This is a genomic window from Bacteroides cutis, from assembly GCF_900241005.1.
Taxonomy (GTDB): domain Bacteria; phylum Bacteroidota; class Bacteroidia; order Bacteroidales; family Bacteroidaceae; genus Bacteroides; species Bacteroides cutis.
This window is the reverse complement of record NZ_OEST01000001.1, coordinates 453,382-470,019: the sequence shown is the minus strand read 5'-3', so window position 1 is coordinate 470,019 and position 16,638 is coordinate 453,382. Positions and strand designations below refer to the sequence as shown.

The window sequence follows — 16,638 nt, the reverse complement described above, 5'->3', positions numbered from 1 at the left end:
GGACAATTGTCCGAAAACGAACACAGCACAATCTTAAACAATCACTGATAATCAACACATTATCACTTTGGCACAACAATTGACTCTATATAGGCGAAGGCGGTTACAAGAAAACAATCTCCTTAAAAACAAAAAGTAATAACAATAAAAAAATAACGATTATGAAAACAAATGTAATTCTTAAGGCAGTGGTAATAGTAGCAGTGGTAATGGCTAGTGTAATGAACTTCTCAGCAAGTGCAAGTAATCCTACCAACTATGTAAAAAACGAAGAAGTAACAAACGGTCTGATAACCGCTAAGACAATTTTTCGCAATGAAGATGGTTATCTGTTCCGCCACTTGCGCTACACATATACCTACGACAATGAAAACCGCATAATAAGTAAGGAAGCATCCAAGTGGGACAATTCAAAAGAAGCCTGGACTCCTTATTTCAAACTGAATGTAATATACAGTGATAATGAAGTTGAACTGAATTATGCCTCTTGGAACTCTAAAAGCAGTACCTACGATGATAACAAACAGAAAACAGTTTATGAACTGAATGATACGAATGCCGTTCTGATGCTGGCAAGCACAAAATAAAGATAATCAATAATTCTATCGCAATGTCATCACTTATCAGGACAACATCCTATCGACAAACAGATAGAACCGTAATACTCTAACAATTAATTTTCTTTTAAGTTTACACAAAATACGGTTATCAGTAGATCATTCTACCCGATAACCGTATTTTCTTTTCATCATCTGCAATCATTACTACTCCTCCTGCTTGGAGTATTCAGGATAGTCATTCATAAAATACAAAGGATACATAAGGAGATATCTATCTCTTTCCTGCCCAATATACCCCCCCTAAAATAAATACAACTCCGATAAGTGCTACTATCGTTAACTGTTCACCTAAAAACACAGCAGAACCTACCAAAGTAAAAAGAGGATTCAGATAGATATAATTGGAAGCCCTCACAGTACCCAATTGCTTTAAAACGATATTCCATACAACAAAACAGATCAAAGAAGCCAGAACGCTTAAGAAAAGAAGGTTGAACAACACAGCCGGTTGCCACAATCCGGAAAGAGGAAACTGCCAGGGATGAACCAAAAATGCGGGAAGAATAGTTAATACACCATAGAAAAAGATCTTACGAGTAATGAAAGTAGTGCGATAACGCCCACACATCTTTTTCATTATCAAACTATAAAAAGCCCATGAGAGGGCGGCAAGTAGTGTCAGGAAATCACCCAACGGAGAAATCTTCAATACAAAATGGCCGTTATAAACTACCAGTGCCACTCCGACCAATGCCAATATCGAACCACCTATCAGTCCGCGAGTTGCCTTTTCTTTTTTATAAATAACCAAAGAAAGAATAGTAGTGAGCAAAGGAGCCGTACAGACAATGAATGCCACATTGGTAGCCAATGTGATTTCCAGCGCTGTATTTTCTGTAAAAAAATAGAGTGAACCACCTGTTATACCTCCTAAAAGTAACCAAAACTCATCTTTCCAATTATTGGCAAACAACTTGCGGGGAGAAATAAACCAGATACCCAGATAAGCAATGAGAAAACGAAGCAGAAATATTTCTTGCGGAGAAAGGCCGAATTCTATCAATACTTTCGTTGAAATAAATGTCAATCCCCAGACAGCTATTACAAGAATGGCTATAAGATGATAAGTATAGTTTTTCGTTACGCTCATTACACTACTGATAAGTTGCGTGCAAAGATAACACTTTCCCTTTTTCCACCTCCTATGTTTCTTCCGTTTATCCCTTATATTTCTTTTATTCATCTTTCATATTGGTTACCGAACAACAATAGTGAACATATCTGTTCATTACAGTGAATAGACATGTTCATATTAGTGACTCGATCTGTTCACTGCAGTGAACAGGTAACAAATATAAGGTTTCAGCAGGACAAACCCTAAAGTATAAACAGACAAAGATACTGGATTGATGTGTGGGATATATGGCATATCCAGATTCCAAAGCCCTCTTGAATATCAACGGGAATAAGTGCAAAAACATAAGGGATAAAATCTTCACAGACTTTATCCCTTACTATATCCTAAAAATCTTTTTTATAAATCCTATTGAATTAATTCAGCTATTATTTGTATTACAAACAAAAAATTAGTTTTAAAAGCACATCACAAATATAAGTAACATAAAGCGAATTATCAAGCATTTGCCATTGTTTTTTAAGTTACTTAGCTACAAATCTGAAAATAAACAGTTAACTTTGCACCGTTATTAACCGGTTTTAACCATATAACCAACAAAGTTTTCAACAATATACTAATAAATACCATTATGGAATACAATTTCAGGGAGATTGAAAAGAAATGGCAGAAACAATGGGTAGAAAATAAAACCTACCAAGTAACGGAAGATGAAACAAAACAGAAATATTATGTATTGAACATGTTTCCTTACCCCAGTGGTGCAGGTTTGCATGTAGGTCATCCATTAGGATATATCGCTTCGGACATTTATGCACGCTACAAACGCCTGCAAGGTTTCAATGTATTAAATCCTATGGGATATGATGCATACGGACTACCGGCAGAACAATACGCCATACAAACCGGACAACACCCTGCAATTACTACCGTCAACAATATCAACCGCTATCGCGAACAATTGGACAAAATAGGCTTCTCTTTCGATTGGAGCCGTGAAATCCGTACTTGTGACCCGGAATATTATCATTGGACACAATGGGCTTTCCAAAAAATGTTCAACAGCTATTACTGTAATGACAAAAAACAGGCACGTCCCATTGAAGAATTAATAGAGGCATTTCCAAAATATGGCAACGAAGGATTGAATGCTGCATGTAGCGAGGAACTGCACTTCACTGCCGAAGAATGGAATGCAATGAGCGAAAAAGAACAGCAAGAAGTATTGATGAATTACCGCATCGCTTATCTGGGCGAAACAATGGTTAACTGGTGCCCGCAATTAGGAACCGTACTTGCCAATGATGAGGTAGTAGACGGTGTATCAGAGCGTGGCGGCTTTCCGGTAGTTCAAAAAAAGATGCGTCAATGGTGCCTTCGTGTATCTGCATACGCCCAACGCTTGCTGGACGGATTGGAAACCATCGACTGGACCGAGTCGCTGAAGGAAACCCAAAAGAACTGGATAGGTCGCAGCGAAGGTGCCGAAGTACAATTCAAAGTAAAGGACAGCGAACTGGAATTTACCATTTTCACCACGCGTGCAGATACCATGTTCGGTGTAACTTTCATGGTATTGGCTCCCGAAAGCGAATTGGTGGCACAACTGACTACCGAAACACAAAAAGCTGAAGTAGACGCTTATCTGGAACGTACCAAGAAGCGTACGGAACGCGAACGTATTGCCGACCGCAGCGTGACGGGTGTATTCTCGGGAAGTTATGCCATCAATCCTTTTACGGGTGAAGCGGTACCCATCTGGATCAGTGACTATGTACTTGCCGGATATGGAACAGGTGCCATCATGGCTGTACCTGCACACGATAGCCGTGACTATGCTTTCGCCAAACATTTCGGTTTACCTATTGTACCGTTGGTAGAGGGCTGTGATGTAAGTGAAGAAAGTTTCGACGCTAAAGAAGGTATCGTTTGCAATTCTCCGAAAGCAGGTGTGGAACCATATTGTGATTTAAACCTGAACGGACTTACTATCAAAGAAGCCATTGCCGCTACCAAGAAATATGTGAAAGAACATAACCTGGGACGTGTAAAAGTAAATTTCCGCCTGCGCGACGCTATCTTCTCACGTCAACGCTATTGGGGTGAACCTTTCCCGGTTTACTACAAGGAAGGTATGCCTTATATGATTGATGAAAGCTGTCTTCCATTGGAACTTCCCGAAGTCGCTAAATTCTTGCCTACCGAAACGGGCGAACCTCCATTGGGACATGCCACTAAATGGGCTTGGGATACTGCAAACAAATGTGTGGCCGGCAACGAGAAAATTGATAATATCACCGTATTTCCATTAGAATTGAATACAATGCCCGGATTTGCAGGTTCAAGCGCTTACTACCTGCGATATATGGATCCACGCAATCATTCTGCACTGGTAAGTAAAAAAGCAGATGAATACTGGCGTAATGTAGATCTCTATGTAGGTGGTACGGAACATGCCACAGGGCACTTGATTTATTCCCGTTTCTGGAATAAATTCCTGCATGATCTCGGTATTTCTGCGGTTGAAGAACCATTCCAGAAATTAGTAAATCAAGGTATGATTCAGGGACGAAGTAATTTTGTATACCGCATCAAAGATACCAATACGTTTGTTTCTCTGAACCTGAAAGACAATTATGACACTACCCCACTCCATGTGGATGTAAATATCGTATCCAATGATATTCTGGATGTCGAAGCATTCAAAGCATGGAGACCAGAATACGCCACGGCTGAGTTTATCTTGGAAGATGGCAAATATATCTGTGGTTGGGCAGTCGAAAAGATGAGTAAATCTATGTTCAATGTGGTCAATCCCGATATGATCGTAGAAAAATATGGTGCCGACACACTTCGTATGTACGAAATGTTCCTGGGTCCGGTAGAACAATCAAAACCCTGGGATACGAACGGTATCGACGGTGTACACCGTTTCATCAAGAAGTTCTGGTCACTGTTCTACGACCGTAACGACAACTATCTGGTAACGGATGAACCGGCCACTAAAGAAGAACTGAAAACCCTGCATAAACTCATTAAGAAAGTTACAGGAGATATTGAACAATTCTCTTATAACACAAGTATCAGTGCTTTCATGATTTGTGTCAATGAATTGTTCTCATTGAAATGCAGTAAGAAAGAAATCTTGAACCAACTTATTATTACCCTCGCTCCCTTTGCTCCACATGTATGCGAAGAATTATGGGAAACATTGGGTAATGAAGGCTCGGTGTGCGACGCCAAGTGGCCTGTATACAACGAAGAGTATCTGCTGGAAAATACAGTGAATTATACTGTTTCCTTCAATGGAAAAGCGCGTTTCAATATGGAATTCCCTGCAGATGCCGCATCAGACGTCATTCAAACTGCCGTATTAGCTGATGAACGTTCTGCCAAGTGGATGGAAGGTAAAACCATTGTCAAAATAATCGTCGTACCGAAAAAGATTGTAAACATCGTTATCAAATAACAGATATGCCAATTACAAAACCAACCAAAGCGGAAATAAGAAGAGAGTTAAAAGACTATCTTTTAATTACTTTCGGACTCATTAGCTATGCATTAGGATGGGCTGCATTCCTTATCCCCTATCAAATTACTACTGGAGGTACTACCGGTATCGGCGCCATCATCTACTATGCTACAGGATTTCCCATTCAATGGTCGTATTTCATCATCAACGCAGTTTTGATGACATTTGCCATTAAAATCCTGGGTCCTAAGTTCAGTATAAAGACTACTTTTGCCATCTTCGGACTGACCTTTTTTCTTTGGTTCTTTCAGGTTCTGGTCAACGGAGCAGACGGAATACCTCCACAAATACTGGGACCGGGACAAGATTTCATGGCATGTCTGATAGGTGCCGTGATGTGTGGTATAGGTTTAGGAATTGTATTCAATTGCAACGGAAGTACAGGAGGTACCGATATCATCGCCGCTATTATCCACAAATATCGTGACGTTACTTTGGGACGTATGATTATGGCTTGCGACTTTATCATCATCAGTTCTTGTTACTTCATTTTCAACGATTGGAGACGAGTTATATTTGGTTTTGTAACCTTGTTTGTTATTGGATTTGTATTGGATTATGTTGTCAATGGTGCCCGCCAATCCGTACAATTCTTCATATTTTCTAAAGAATATGAAAAGATTGCCGACCGTATCACTAAAGAGACACATCGTGGTGTAACTGTGCTCGACGGTATCGGCTGGTATAGTAAACACAATGTAAAAGTATTGGTCGTACTGGCCTACAAACGTCAGTCTGTTGAAATATTCCGATTGGTGAAGGATATAGACCCCAATGCATTTATTTCACAAAGCTCAGTCATCGGTGTCTATGGAGAAGGATTTGATAAATTGAAAGGAAAATAAAAATGAAGAAATTTGTATTTGCCACCAACAATGCCCACAAGCTGGAAGAAGTCAGTACTATCTTAGGTAGTAAAATTGAACTTCTTAGCATGAAAGATATCAATTGTAATGTTGATATCCCCGAAACAGCAGATACATTGGAAGGAAACGCTTTGATAAAAGCCAAGTATATTTTTAACAACTATCATTTGGATTGCTTTGCCGATGATACTGGTTTGGAAGTAGAGGCATTGAATGGAGCTCCGGGAGTTTACTCGGCACGTTATGCAGGAGACGCACACAATTCAGAGGCTAATATGCAAAAACTGTTGTCCGACTTGGAAGGGATAGAAAACCGCAAAGCGCAATTCCGTACCGTCTTTGCCCTTATCATTGACGGGAAAGATCATTTATTCGAAGGTATCGTAAAAGGTGTAATAACGAAAAACAGACGTGGTACCTCAGGGTTCGGATATGACCCTATATTTATTCCCGAAGGATACACACAGACTTATGCTGAGATGGGAAATGAATTGAAGAATAAAATCAGTCACCGGGCATTGGCAACAAACAAACTCTGTAATTTCCTATCAAAATGAATATAATGTGAGAATGTGCCAATTGGCTACACTGTAATCGTGAAATACTATTGTTTCGCAAGATAATTGGTACATTCTCACATTAGCATATTAGCACACATTACAACCCCAGTTTTGCCGATATCTCCAGCATCCTTTTAATAGGTTTTACAGCCTTTTCTGCTATTTCAGCATCTACCTTTATCTCAGGAGTTTCATCCTTGAGGCAATTATAAAGCTTTTCCAACGTATTTAAACGCATAAAGTTACATTCATTGCAAGCGCAAGTACTATCGTTAGGAGGAGCAGGAACAAAGGTTGTGTGAGGACATTTCTTCTGCATTTCATGCAAGATACCCGACTCTGTAGCTACAATATAACTCTTTTCAGGATGGTTTATGGCATATTTCAATAGAGCGGCAGTAGAACCTACTACATCAGCCAATTTCAAAATTGTACTCTTACATTCAGGATGCGCCAATACAACTGCATCGGGATACTGCCGTTTTAATTCAACAATCTTTTCAACCGAGAATTGTTCGTGTACATGGCAGGCACCATCCCATAATAACATGCTCCGTCCGGTAACAGAGTTAATATAATTACCCAGATTTCTATCCGGACCGAAGATTATTTTCTCATCTTTGGGAAAACTTTCTACTATCTGCTTGGCATTGGTAGAAGTTACTACCACATCGGTCACTGCTTTTACTGCAGCTGTTGTGTTCACGTATGATATCACCGTATATCCGGGATGCTCTTTGACAAACTGACTAAACTTATCGGCCGGACAACTGTCTGCCAGCGAACAGCCTGCTGCCATATCGGGTACCAATACTTTCTTTTCCGGACAAAGTACTTTGGCTGTCTCACCCATGAAATGTACACCACACATCACTATGATATCGGCTTCGGTCTTGGCCGCCCATTGCGCTAATGCCAAACTGTCGCCCACATAGTCGGCTATATCTTGTATTTCACCTTTCTGGTAGTAATGTCCAAGAATGATTGCATTCTTCTCTTTCTTCAGCTGTTTGATAGCTTCTATAAGATTATCCATAATTATATTTTTTATTTCTCTTTTTTCTTTAAAAATCTTTTGATAGTGATGATAGGCTGTTAATAGTGTGTACAAGTAAATACGATTTTTCTTGCCTGTGAAGTTATTAGTATAAGACAAAACTTTACTCATTGATTATGAACAAAAGATTTTTAAATCATATCAATTGATAATAAGCATTATACTGTTCTATAACTTCACTTCATTAACAGCTTGTTGATAAACTGCAAAGTTAATAACTTTAGAAGTATTTATTAGTGAAATGAGACTGAAAAATGTGTTTAAACAACTATTGAAAGTTTCTCTTAACTTTTTTGGTTTGTTCGTTTATGGTATCTATTATGTGAACCTTTGAATAATGCAAGTATTATTTCTAAAAATCTTTCCCTTGGGTATTGACACGTTTTCAACGGTTATTAACCGGGATATAAACGGAAAGAAGTATCTTTGCCGGAGAAATAATAACTTGTGATAAATCAACAATAGATATGAATCGCAAACTGAAAATAACAGAACTGAATCGTATTAGTATAGAGGAGTTTAAGGAAGCTGATAAATTACCTTTGGTAGTGGTGTTGGATAATATCCGTAGTTTACACAATATAGGTTCCGTATTTCGTACTTCCGATGCTTTTCGCATTGAATGTATCTATCTCTGTGGCATTACAGCTACTCCTCCTCATCCTGAAATGCATAAAACAGCTTTAGGAGCTGAATTCACTGTCGATTGGAAGTATGTTAATAACTCTGTGGAAGCGGTTGATAACCTTAAAAAAAATGGGTACACAGTGTATTCTGTGGAACAGGCAGAAGGCAGTATCATGCTGAATGAACTGGTTTTGGACAAAGATAAGAAGTATGCCATAGTGATGGGAAACGAGGTGAAAGGAGTTCAACAGGAAGTTATTGACCATTCTCATGGTTGTATTGAAATACCTCAATATGGCACAAAACACTCATTGAATGTATCCGTCACGGCCGGTATTGTTATTTGGGATTTATTTAATAAACTAAGATCGTAACAAAGCAGTTCATAACTTTTGTTGATAGAATTATAGGTTAAACGCGGAATGTAGATATTACGGGCATGCGAGACGGGGATAAATTTATAAGATTGTCAAAGTTGTCCGTTCTCTACCATTAAAATCACCCGTTCGGTCAGTGCATCGTCTCCTTGGGCGTCATATTGCTTTTTCAGGCTGGCACCGAACAATGCGGCGAATGTTTGATAGAAACCTGCTTTGAAAGGTCCCATGAAAGCCTTTACCAATTCGTAGGACGTTGAATGAGTTTGCCGGTCAACCAATTTAATTAACAGTTTGCCTTGCGCAAACGATAGTTTTTTCATACGAGGTGTATATTGTTCTTTCAGTCCTTTTTCCACTTCTTTCAAGTGTTTTTGCCGTGCTTTTTCAGTAGGAATGGTTTGCAGATACTCATATGTTTCGATGATGGCACGGTTGATTTCCTTAGAGATAGGGAGTACTCTCTTTACATCCCGGATGAGTTTATAGTATTTTGCCATATCCCGCCTGTTTTTGAACTTAAGCGGCTTGAATATATAGACAGTGGGAAGTTTGACGTAAGGAATAGTATCGCCTTCATATATGCACATAGGAGTCAATAAAATACTTTTTTGCACATCAGCTTTTGGTAATTGTTGCTGAGCGAGGCATATCCGGTTTCCAAAAAGTAGGAATAAGATGAGTATTACTATGTTAGGCCGTATGTTCATGACACAAAAGTACACCATTCTGTGAAATGTTGTTGCGATGCTTTCGTTTTTCCTTGTTCAATTAACTTATTTAAGGTAACTTCGCTTTCCAAAAAATTAAAAGTAGCCTGTTACGAATGAAGTTTTTCAAGATGGGAGTCTTTGTAAGTATGCTGTTGATGACTCCTGTACTTGAAGCTCAAAATACAACCGTGTCTCTTTGGGAAGAGAACCTCGAACAACTCTCCATGGATGGAGAAGAAAGGAATTGGGAAAATGAATTGGAAGAACTTTCCCGTCATTTACAAGAACCCATCAATATCAATAGTGCCACCAAGCAGCAATTAGAACAGTTTCCTTTTCTCACTGATATCCAAATTGAAAATATATTGGCTTATATCTATATACACGGACAGATGCAGACTGTTTATGAGTTACAACTGGTGGAGGAGATGGATAAGTACACCATCGAACTACTCTTACCTTTTGTCTGCGTACAACCGGTTAAGATGTCTTTTAATTATCCTTCTCTTAAAACTCTTCTGAAATATGGCAAACAAGAAGTATTGACACGGTTGGATATTCCTTTATATACTCGTAAAGGATACAAAAATAATTACTTGGGACCGTCCATGTATCATTCTTTTCGTTATAATTTTCACTATGGAGAATATCTTCAAACAGGAGTTGTTAGTGAAAAAGATGCAGGTGAACCTCTCTTTGCTTTGCATAACCGGAAGGGCTATGATTATTGTTCCTTTTATTTTTTACTTAAGAATTTAAGACGACTGAAGTCTTTGGCATTAGGTAATTATCGGTTGAGTTTCGGTCAAGGATTGGTACTTAGTACTGATTTTCGTTTAGGTAAAACTTTCTCTTTGTCTACATCTGAATACCGCACCGGAGGTATTCGGAAACATAGTTCTACAGATGAATACAATTACTTTCGCGGAGCAGCCGCAACGATAGGAATACTTTCTTTTTTGGAAATGTCTGTCTTTTATTCTCATCGTTCCATGGATGGAGTACTGAAAGATGGAGAAATCACTTCCATTTATAAAACGGGACTCCATCGTACACAGAAAGAAGCCGATAAAAAGAATATATTTTCTTTGCAATTGATGGGTGGAAACTTGACGTATGAAAAGAATAAGTTGAAATTGGGCTTTACAGGTATCTATTATTTCTTTAATCATCCATACGAACCCAAATTGAATAAATATGCCAGATATAATCTGCATGGAAACTACTTTTATAATCTGGGAGTCGATTATAAGTACCGATTGGGACGATTGGCATGGGTAGGGGAGGCTGCGATGGGAAAAAGTGGTTATGCCCTGTTAAATCAATTGAAGTACAAACTATTAACAGGTTATCAACTGTTGTTGATTCATCGTTATTATTCATATAATTACTGGTCTTTCTTTGCCCGTTCTTTCGGAGAAAGCAGTACACCTCAAAATGAAAACGGTTGGTATCTGGCTACAGAAGCAAATCCTTTTCCTCATTGGAAGTTCTTTGTTTCTTTCGATTTATTCTCTTTTCCCTGGTGGAAATACCGTATCAGTAAACCATCGCAAGGAGTAGACGTCTTGTTTCAGGTTTCCTATTCTCTCAAACGGAATTTGTCTATGTACTTTAATTATAGATATAAGCAAAAGGAGAGGGACGTATCCGGAACAGATGGAAAAACAATTTTACCCATCTATCAACATCGGTTTCGTTACCGGCTTACATATACACCACATATCTGGAAATTACAAACTACGTTAGATTACAACCACTTTCATTCTCAAGGAAAAGAACGAAGCCGGGGATATCAGTGCACACAGTCCTGTGGATATGCTTTTCCCGGTTTCTCTTTATCTGTTTCTGTTCAAGGAACCTATTTCCATACAGATGATTACGATTCGCGTATTTACACCTACGAAAAAGGATTATTGAATACCTTTTATGTACCTTCATTTTATGGTACGGGTTTCCGTTATTCTGCCCATCTACGCTACGATTTGAACAAAACTTTCATGTTTCTCGTTAAGTTCGGACAAACCATTTACCAAGACCGTGAAACTATCGGTTCCGGTAACGACTTGATACAAGGAGACAAAAAAGCAGACTTGCAAATGCAACTTCGTATTAAGTTTTAACTAACTTTGCCGCTAAATTAGTAGGATAAGTAGATATATTTGTAATAAATATCTATTTAGTTAAATGAGATCAATCGTAAATTGTAAATAAAATGACTGTTATTTATCCGTCTCCCATATTCGGTCCTGTCCATTCCCGCCGGTTGGGAGTATCTTTAGGAATTAATCTGTTGCCGGCAGACGGTAAAGTATGTACTTTCGATTGCATTTATTGCGAGTGTGGTTTCAATAAAGACCATCGTCCCTCCAAGGCGTTGCCCACCCGTGAGGAAGTTCGTGAAGCACTCGAAACTCGTCTGTTGGATATGCGGCAGAACGGTCCTACCCCCGATGTATTGACCTTTGCCGGAAACGGTGAGCCTACTTCCCATCCTCATTTTCCGGAGATTATAGAAGATACGCTGGCATTGCGCGATAAGTATTTTCCAAATGCCAAGGTCAGTGTGCTTACTAATTCCACTTTCATTCATCGTCCTGCGGTATTCAACGCATTGAACAAGATAGATAATAATATCCTAAAATTGGATACGGTAGATGAAGGGTATATCCATGAGGTGGATCGTCCTGCAGGACATTACTCTGTTCGTGAAATCATTGGGAACATGAAGTCTTTCAAAGGTAACTGCATCATTCAAACCATGTTCCTCAAGGGAGGTCATCAAGGTAAAGATGTAGATAATACCTCCGATAAATATGTTCTTCCCTGGTTGGAAGCAGTCAAAGAGATTGCACCTCGTCAAGTAATGATTTATACCATCGACCGCGAGACACCCGACCATGATTTGCAGAAAGCTACTCATGAAGAACTGGACCGTATAGCAGCTTTGGTCAGAGAAGCGGGAATAGCAGTAAGCGTTTCCTATTAGCTATTTCCACTGTTTTAAGTCATATTCAGCCTCCACTTTCTTTTCGATATCATCCGGCAGGGCAGGGAAGAAGTCAATTCCCGTAATACGTTCCACTTCATCCACAGAATTGACGTAAGCATCCAGAGGATGATTTCCCGAAGTATTCTTGTAGATAAAACCGATGGCTTTGGGAGTACCCTTCATGCTGAGTATCACCTTGAAGAAAGCTTCGGGAACAGTTATGCGGTGTTCTTTACCGATAGTGCGGTGCTTTTGTTTATAAAACACAGGACCGCAAACGATATAGATTTTGCCTTCTTTTTGGGCCCATTTACGACAATCTTCTTCCAGCTCTTTCCAGTCGCCACGGTTCAGATTATGATTTTGCGGACAGATATTCGTCATATAAAAACTTTCCTGCATTGCTTTCCAATGCCAGCGGTTATCTCCCGCCGGACACATGTGGCCACGATCCATATCGGCACCTTTGTAATCATGTGTAGTTACCGCTTCATTTTCGGGCAGGTCAGGATCTGGCAGAAATTTGTCCGTACGGCTTTCGCGTTCTATTAATTTCTTAGGAGTCAGTTCCCATGCTACCCAATTCGGTACTTTCCGTTCTTTATTGTAAGATACGGTATATCCCTTCCGGTGGAGAATTTGTTCGGAAGTATTTTTCAAAGGAGCAGGATGCAGGATATCTTTTCCGGCAGGTACCTTGGTGACAGGTTTTAGTTTAGAAGATGTGTTCCCCGCAGATTGGTGCTTTCCGGGTACCTTTTCCGTAACGGCTTCGGTTACGGTACCGGGCAGGTTGATGTGCAATGCCTTCGTTATTGGTTCAAACGTAAGACAGATAATGCACAACAACGCTATGAAATAGATAATACCTCTACCTTTGGGCTGTTTCTTTTTTCTCTTCCGTACCATAATATTTTCTTATGTTCTGTCCGGATGGACTTACGAAACTCACAACAGTCCTTTCGCCCTATCCAACGCCACATTAATGTTGGGACAGATGTTTTCTTTTCCCAATAATTCATTGAAACCTGATTTTTCCAAAACCTTGTACACTTTCTCGTTGACACCGGAGAGTACAATGGTTATCTTTTCCTTTTGTGACATCTGGCAAAGATTGGTCAGGTTATGGATACCGGTAGAATCGATGAAAGGCACTTTACGCATACGGATGATACGCACTTTGGGACGGTCGCCCAGCTGTGCCATGGTTTCTTCGAATTTGGTAGCGATACCGAAGAAATACGGGCCATTGATTTCGTATACTTCCACCCCCTGCGGGATAATCAGATGTTCTTCGTTGGTTGCGATATCCAACTCCGCATTCGGGTCTATTTCATCTTTGATTACAGATATTTCGGTCGTTTCCATCACACGGCGCATAAACAGCACGCAAGCAATGACCAAGCCTACTTCAATGGCGATAGTCAAGTCGAAAATAACAGTCAGGAAGAAGGTTATCAACAATACCGTAACGTCCGATTTCGGGTTCTTTAACAGCGCTTTGAAGACACGCCATCCGCTCATGTTATAGGATACGATAACCAGTACCCCTGCAAGGCAGGCCATTGGAATATATTGCGCCAACGGCATCAGGAATAGCAAAATCAACAACAATACCACTGCATGTACTATGCCGGCAACGGGCGACTTACCTCCATTGTTGATATTCGTCATGGTACGGGCAATGGCACCGGTTGCAGGAATACCGCCAAACAGGGGAGCCACCAGGTTGGCTGCGCCTTGGGCTATCAGTTCCACGTTAGAGTCATGTTTGTCGCCTATCACACCGTCTGCCACGGTAGCCGAAAGCAATGATTCGATAGCGCCCAGTACCGCGATTGTAATGGCCACAGGAAATAAGTTTTTAACCGCCTCCCAATCCAAAGCAGGCATCACGGCATCCGGAAGTTCGGCTTTGATGCTGAAGCGGTCACCGATTGTATCGATACAATCGATACCTCCGTATGTTTTCATCAGATAAACAGCTCCGGTCACTACGACAATCGCGATGAGCGAACCCGGTATTTTCTTTGAAAACTTGGGAGTGATGGCGATAATAATGATACTGGCAATACTTACAATCGTGTTCCACCAGTTCACCGTGTCGAAATGCCGGAAGTAAACCATCCATTTTCCTATGAAGTCTCCCGGAACTTTCTCATCCCCGAAATTCAGTCCGAAGACATCGGCAATCTGTGTAGTAAAGATAGTGACGGCAATACCGCTGGTGAAGCCCACAATGATGGGATAAGGAATAAACTTGATAACTGCTCCCAGTTTGAACACTCCCAGCAGAACGAGGATGATACCTGCCATCAACGTTGCTACGATCAGTCCCGCTTCTCCATATTGCTGGATGATACCATAAATAATAACGATGAAGGCACCGGTAGGTCCGCCGATCTGTACTTTGCTTCCTCCAAAAAGGGAAATGATGAAACCGGCAATGATAGCCGTGATAATACCTTTTTCAGGTGATACACCTGAGGCGATACCAAACGCAATGGCAAGAGGAAGAGCAACGATACCCACAATGATACCTGCCATCAAGTCTGCCATGAATAATTCTTTCGAGTAATTTTTTAAAGCCGTGTATAGCTTTGGTTTGAATTCGAACGCTTTCATTTTTTAATCTACTTTTACCACTCTGCATGATGCAGAGATTTATAAACGGACTGCAAAAGTAAATAAAAAAGTGTAGATTTATATATACTATTGAACATAAACATCTTGATTTTTGTTTTTATTATCCGGTGTGATAGATATTTTCTATCTTATGATAGATAAATCTGATAGAGTAAACTGTGGTTATTCCGAAGTAAATGCATAATTTTGTATTAACGAAAAGAACAATACGAACGATATTTATACGTAATTACATTAACTAATAAAAAAGAGACTATGAGTAAAAGTGTTAAAGGAACTCAGACAGAAAAAAATCTGTTGACTTCATTCGCCGGTGAATCACAAGCAAGAATGCGTTATACTTATTTTGCAAGTGTGGCTAAGAAAGAAGGTTACGAACAGATTGCTGCCATTTTCACGGAAACAGCCGATCAGGAAAAGGAACACGCAAAGCGTATGTTCAAGTTCTTGGAAGGCGGTATGGTAGAAATCACCGCTTCTTATCCGGCAGGTGTTATCGGCACTACATTGGAAAATCTGCAGGCTGCCGCTGCAGGCGAACATGAAGAATGGTCATTGGATTATCCTCACTTTGCCGATGTAGCAGAGCAGGAAGGTTTCCCTGCAATTGCTGCCATGTACCGCAATATCTCTATTGCAGAGAAAGGCCACGAAGAACGTTATCGCGCATTCATCCAGAATATCGAAACGGCTTCTGTATTTGCAAAAGAAGGTGAAGTAGTATGGCAATGCCGTAACTGCGGTTTCATCTATACCGGCAAAGAAGCTCCTCAGGTATGTCCGGCTTGTTTGCATCCGCAGGCTTACTTCGAGATCAAGAAGGAAAACTATTAAGATGTTTGGCCGTATTAAGGCATAGTTCTTTCCTTATTAAGACTGGACATCCATAACATCCCCATGTTTTACCCCATAACATCCGGGTGTTTTCATACACAACATCCCCATGTTTTATAGTAAAACATGGGGATGTTGTGTATGTGTAGGTACAATTTTCCCGACTATATATCTTATGTTTTCTCTTCTTGACTTCTGATGATTTACAAATGAGATATTAAGCCATTCGCTAAAAGTTGATAATTATGGAGTTCTACCTTCCAAATCGTTATTTTTGCCTTATAGAAAGAAAGTTTTTTTCTTGATAGACCAAAAAAACGAGAAAAAAGAAAGTTTGTATTTTAAACAATATTATCTTTGCGATTATTATTTAATACTAAAGAAACAAAAATATGGATGCACAGAAAGTAGATGCCTTTATGATGGCAAACAACAAATTCTTTAATGATTATCAGATGATGACTATCCGCGAACTTTTGCTTAGAATGGACGATTCCAAATGGCCGATGATACAAATGTTGCAGTTCAAGGATCCTACTATTTCCCTGATTATATCCTTGATCGGAGGTTCGCTGGGGATTGACCGTTTCTTTATCGGTGATACAGGACTCGGTGTGGGCAAGCTGCTTACTTGCGGTGGTTTGGGTATCTGGTCTATTGTAGACTGGTTCTTGATTATGGGTGCTACACGTGATAAGAATTTTCAGAAGCTGCAATCTCTGATTTAATGACGTCCGGC

At 39.9% G+C, this 16,638-nt stretch carries 14 protein-coding genes; 9 read left to right on the top strand and 5 right to left on the bottom strand.

Annotation, left to right across the window (positions count from 1 at the left end; translation table 11 throughout):
• Positions 1 to 161 precede the first annotated feature (161 nt).
• Complete coding sequence (locus C1A09_RS01865; protein WP_101542035.1) at positions 162 to 587, top strand: DUF3836 domain-containing protein; 426 nt, start codon at positions 162 to 164, stop codon at positions 585 to 587.
• Between the two features lie 244 nt (positions 588 to 831).
• Here C1A09_RS01865 and C1A09_RS01860 read toward each other — a convergent pair whose 3' ends face one another.
• Entirely contained in the window at positions 832 to 1,710 is an 879-nt protein-coding gene (locus C1A09_RS01860; protein ID WP_101542034.1) for a DMT family transporter, read from the bottom strand.
• A 616-nt stretch (positions 1,711 to 2,326) separates the two neighbouring features.
• Here C1A09_RS01860 and leuS point away from each other — a divergent pair.
• From leuS to C1A09_RS01845, 3 genes are read left to right on the top strand one after another with little or no spacing between them, the layout of a single operon-like run.
• On the top strand, positions 2,327 to 5,164 hold the full coding sequence (leuS, locus tag C1A09_RS01855) for a leucine--tRNA ligase (protein ID WP_101542033.1): 2,838 nt from the start codon (positions 2,327 to 2,329) through the stop codon (positions 5,162 to 5,164).
• A gap of 5 nt (positions 5,165 to 5,169) precedes the next feature.
• Positions 5,170 to 6,072, top strand: coding sequence for a YitT family protein (locus C1A09_RS01850; protein ID WP_101542032.1), 903 nt, complete (start codon positions 5,170 to 5,172; stop codon positions 6,070 to 6,072).
• Between the two features lie 2 nt (positions 6,073 to 6,074).
• Positions 6,075 to 6,650, top strand: a complete 576-nt coding sequence (locus C1A09_RS01845) for a non-canonical purine NTP diphosphatase (protein ID WP_101542031.1) — start codon at positions 6,075 to 6,077, stop codon at positions 6,648 to 6,650.
• A gap of 100 nt (positions 6,651 to 6,750) precedes the next feature.
• Here C1A09_RS01845 and nadA read toward each other — a convergent pair whose 3' ends face one another.
• Positions 6,751 to 7,689 (bottom strand): quinolinate synthase NadA, encoded by a 939-nt coding sequence (gene nadA, locus C1A09_RS01840; RefSeq protein WP_101542422.1) that lies wholly within the window; start codon positions 7,687 to 7,689, stop codon positions 6,751 to 6,753.
• 488 nt (positions 7,690 to 8,177) lie between these two features.
• Here nadA and C1A09_RS01835 point away from each other — a divergent pair, with 488 nt between their 5' ends.
• A complete protein-coding gene (locus tag C1A09_RS01835) occupies positions 8,178 to 8,711 on the top strand; it encodes an RNA methyltransferase (protein WP_101542030.1) in 534 nt (177 codons plus the stop codon).
• A gap of 95 nt (positions 8,712 to 8,806) precedes the next feature.
• Here C1A09_RS01835 and C1A09_RS01830 read toward each other — a convergent pair whose 3' ends face one another.
• Positions 8,807 to 9,442 (bottom strand): DUF4294 domain-containing protein, encoded by a 636-nt coding sequence (locus C1A09_RS01830; RefSeq protein ID WP_101542029.1) that lies wholly within the window; start codon positions 9,440 to 9,442, stop codon positions 8,807 to 8,809.
• A 98-nt stretch (positions 9,443 to 9,540) separates the two neighbouring features.
• Between C1A09_RS01830 and C1A09_RS01825 the strand changes: the two genes are divergently transcribed.
• Both C1A09_RS01825 and C1A09_RS01820 read left to right on the top strand, forming a co-directional pair.
• Positions 9,541 to 11,550 (top strand): helix-hairpin-helix domain-containing protein, encoded by a 2,010-nt coding sequence (locus C1A09_RS01825; protein WP_101542028.1) that lies wholly within the window; start codon positions 9,541 to 9,543, stop codon positions 11,548 to 11,550.
• 92 nt (positions 11,551 to 11,642) lie between these two features.
• Positions 11,643 to 12,416: a radical SAM protein gene (locus C1A09_RS01820; RefSeq protein ID WP_101542027.1), complete on the top strand. Its 774-nt coding sequence runs from the start codon at positions 11,643 to 11,645 to the stop codon at positions 12,414 to 12,416.
• Here C1A09_RS01820 and C1A09_RS01815 read toward each other — a convergent pair whose 3' ends face one another.
• Complete coding sequence (locus C1A09_RS01815; RefSeq protein WP_101542026.1) at positions 12,417 to 13,328, bottom strand: DNA/RNA non-specific endonuclease; 912 nt, start codon at positions 13,326 to 13,328, stop codon at positions 12,417 to 12,419.
• 39 nt (positions 13,329 to 13,367) lie between these two features.
• Positions 13,368 to 15,044: a SulP family inorganic anion transporter gene (locus tag C1A09_RS01810; RefSeq protein ID WP_101542025.1), complete on the bottom strand. Its 1,677-nt coding sequence runs from the start codon at positions 15,042 to 15,044 to the stop codon at positions 13,368 to 13,370.
• 276 nt (positions 15,045 to 15,320) lie between these two features.
• On the opposite strand from C1A09_RS01810, the gene rbr reads away from it, so the two are divergent.
• A complete protein-coding gene (rbr, locus tag C1A09_RS01805; RefSeq protein WP_101542024.1) occupies positions 15,321 to 15,899 on the top strand; it encodes a rubrerythrin in 579 nt (192 codons plus the stop codon).
• Between the two features lie 392 nt (positions 15,900 to 16,291).
• The gene (locus tag C1A09_RS01800; protein WP_101542023.1) at positions 16,292 to 16,627 is read left to right on the top strand and encodes a TM2 domain-containing protein; all 336 of its coding nucleotides are present in this window, start codon (positions 16,292 to 16,294) and stop codon (positions 16,625 to 16,627) included.
• Positions 16,628 to 16,638: the final 11 nt, after the last annotated feature.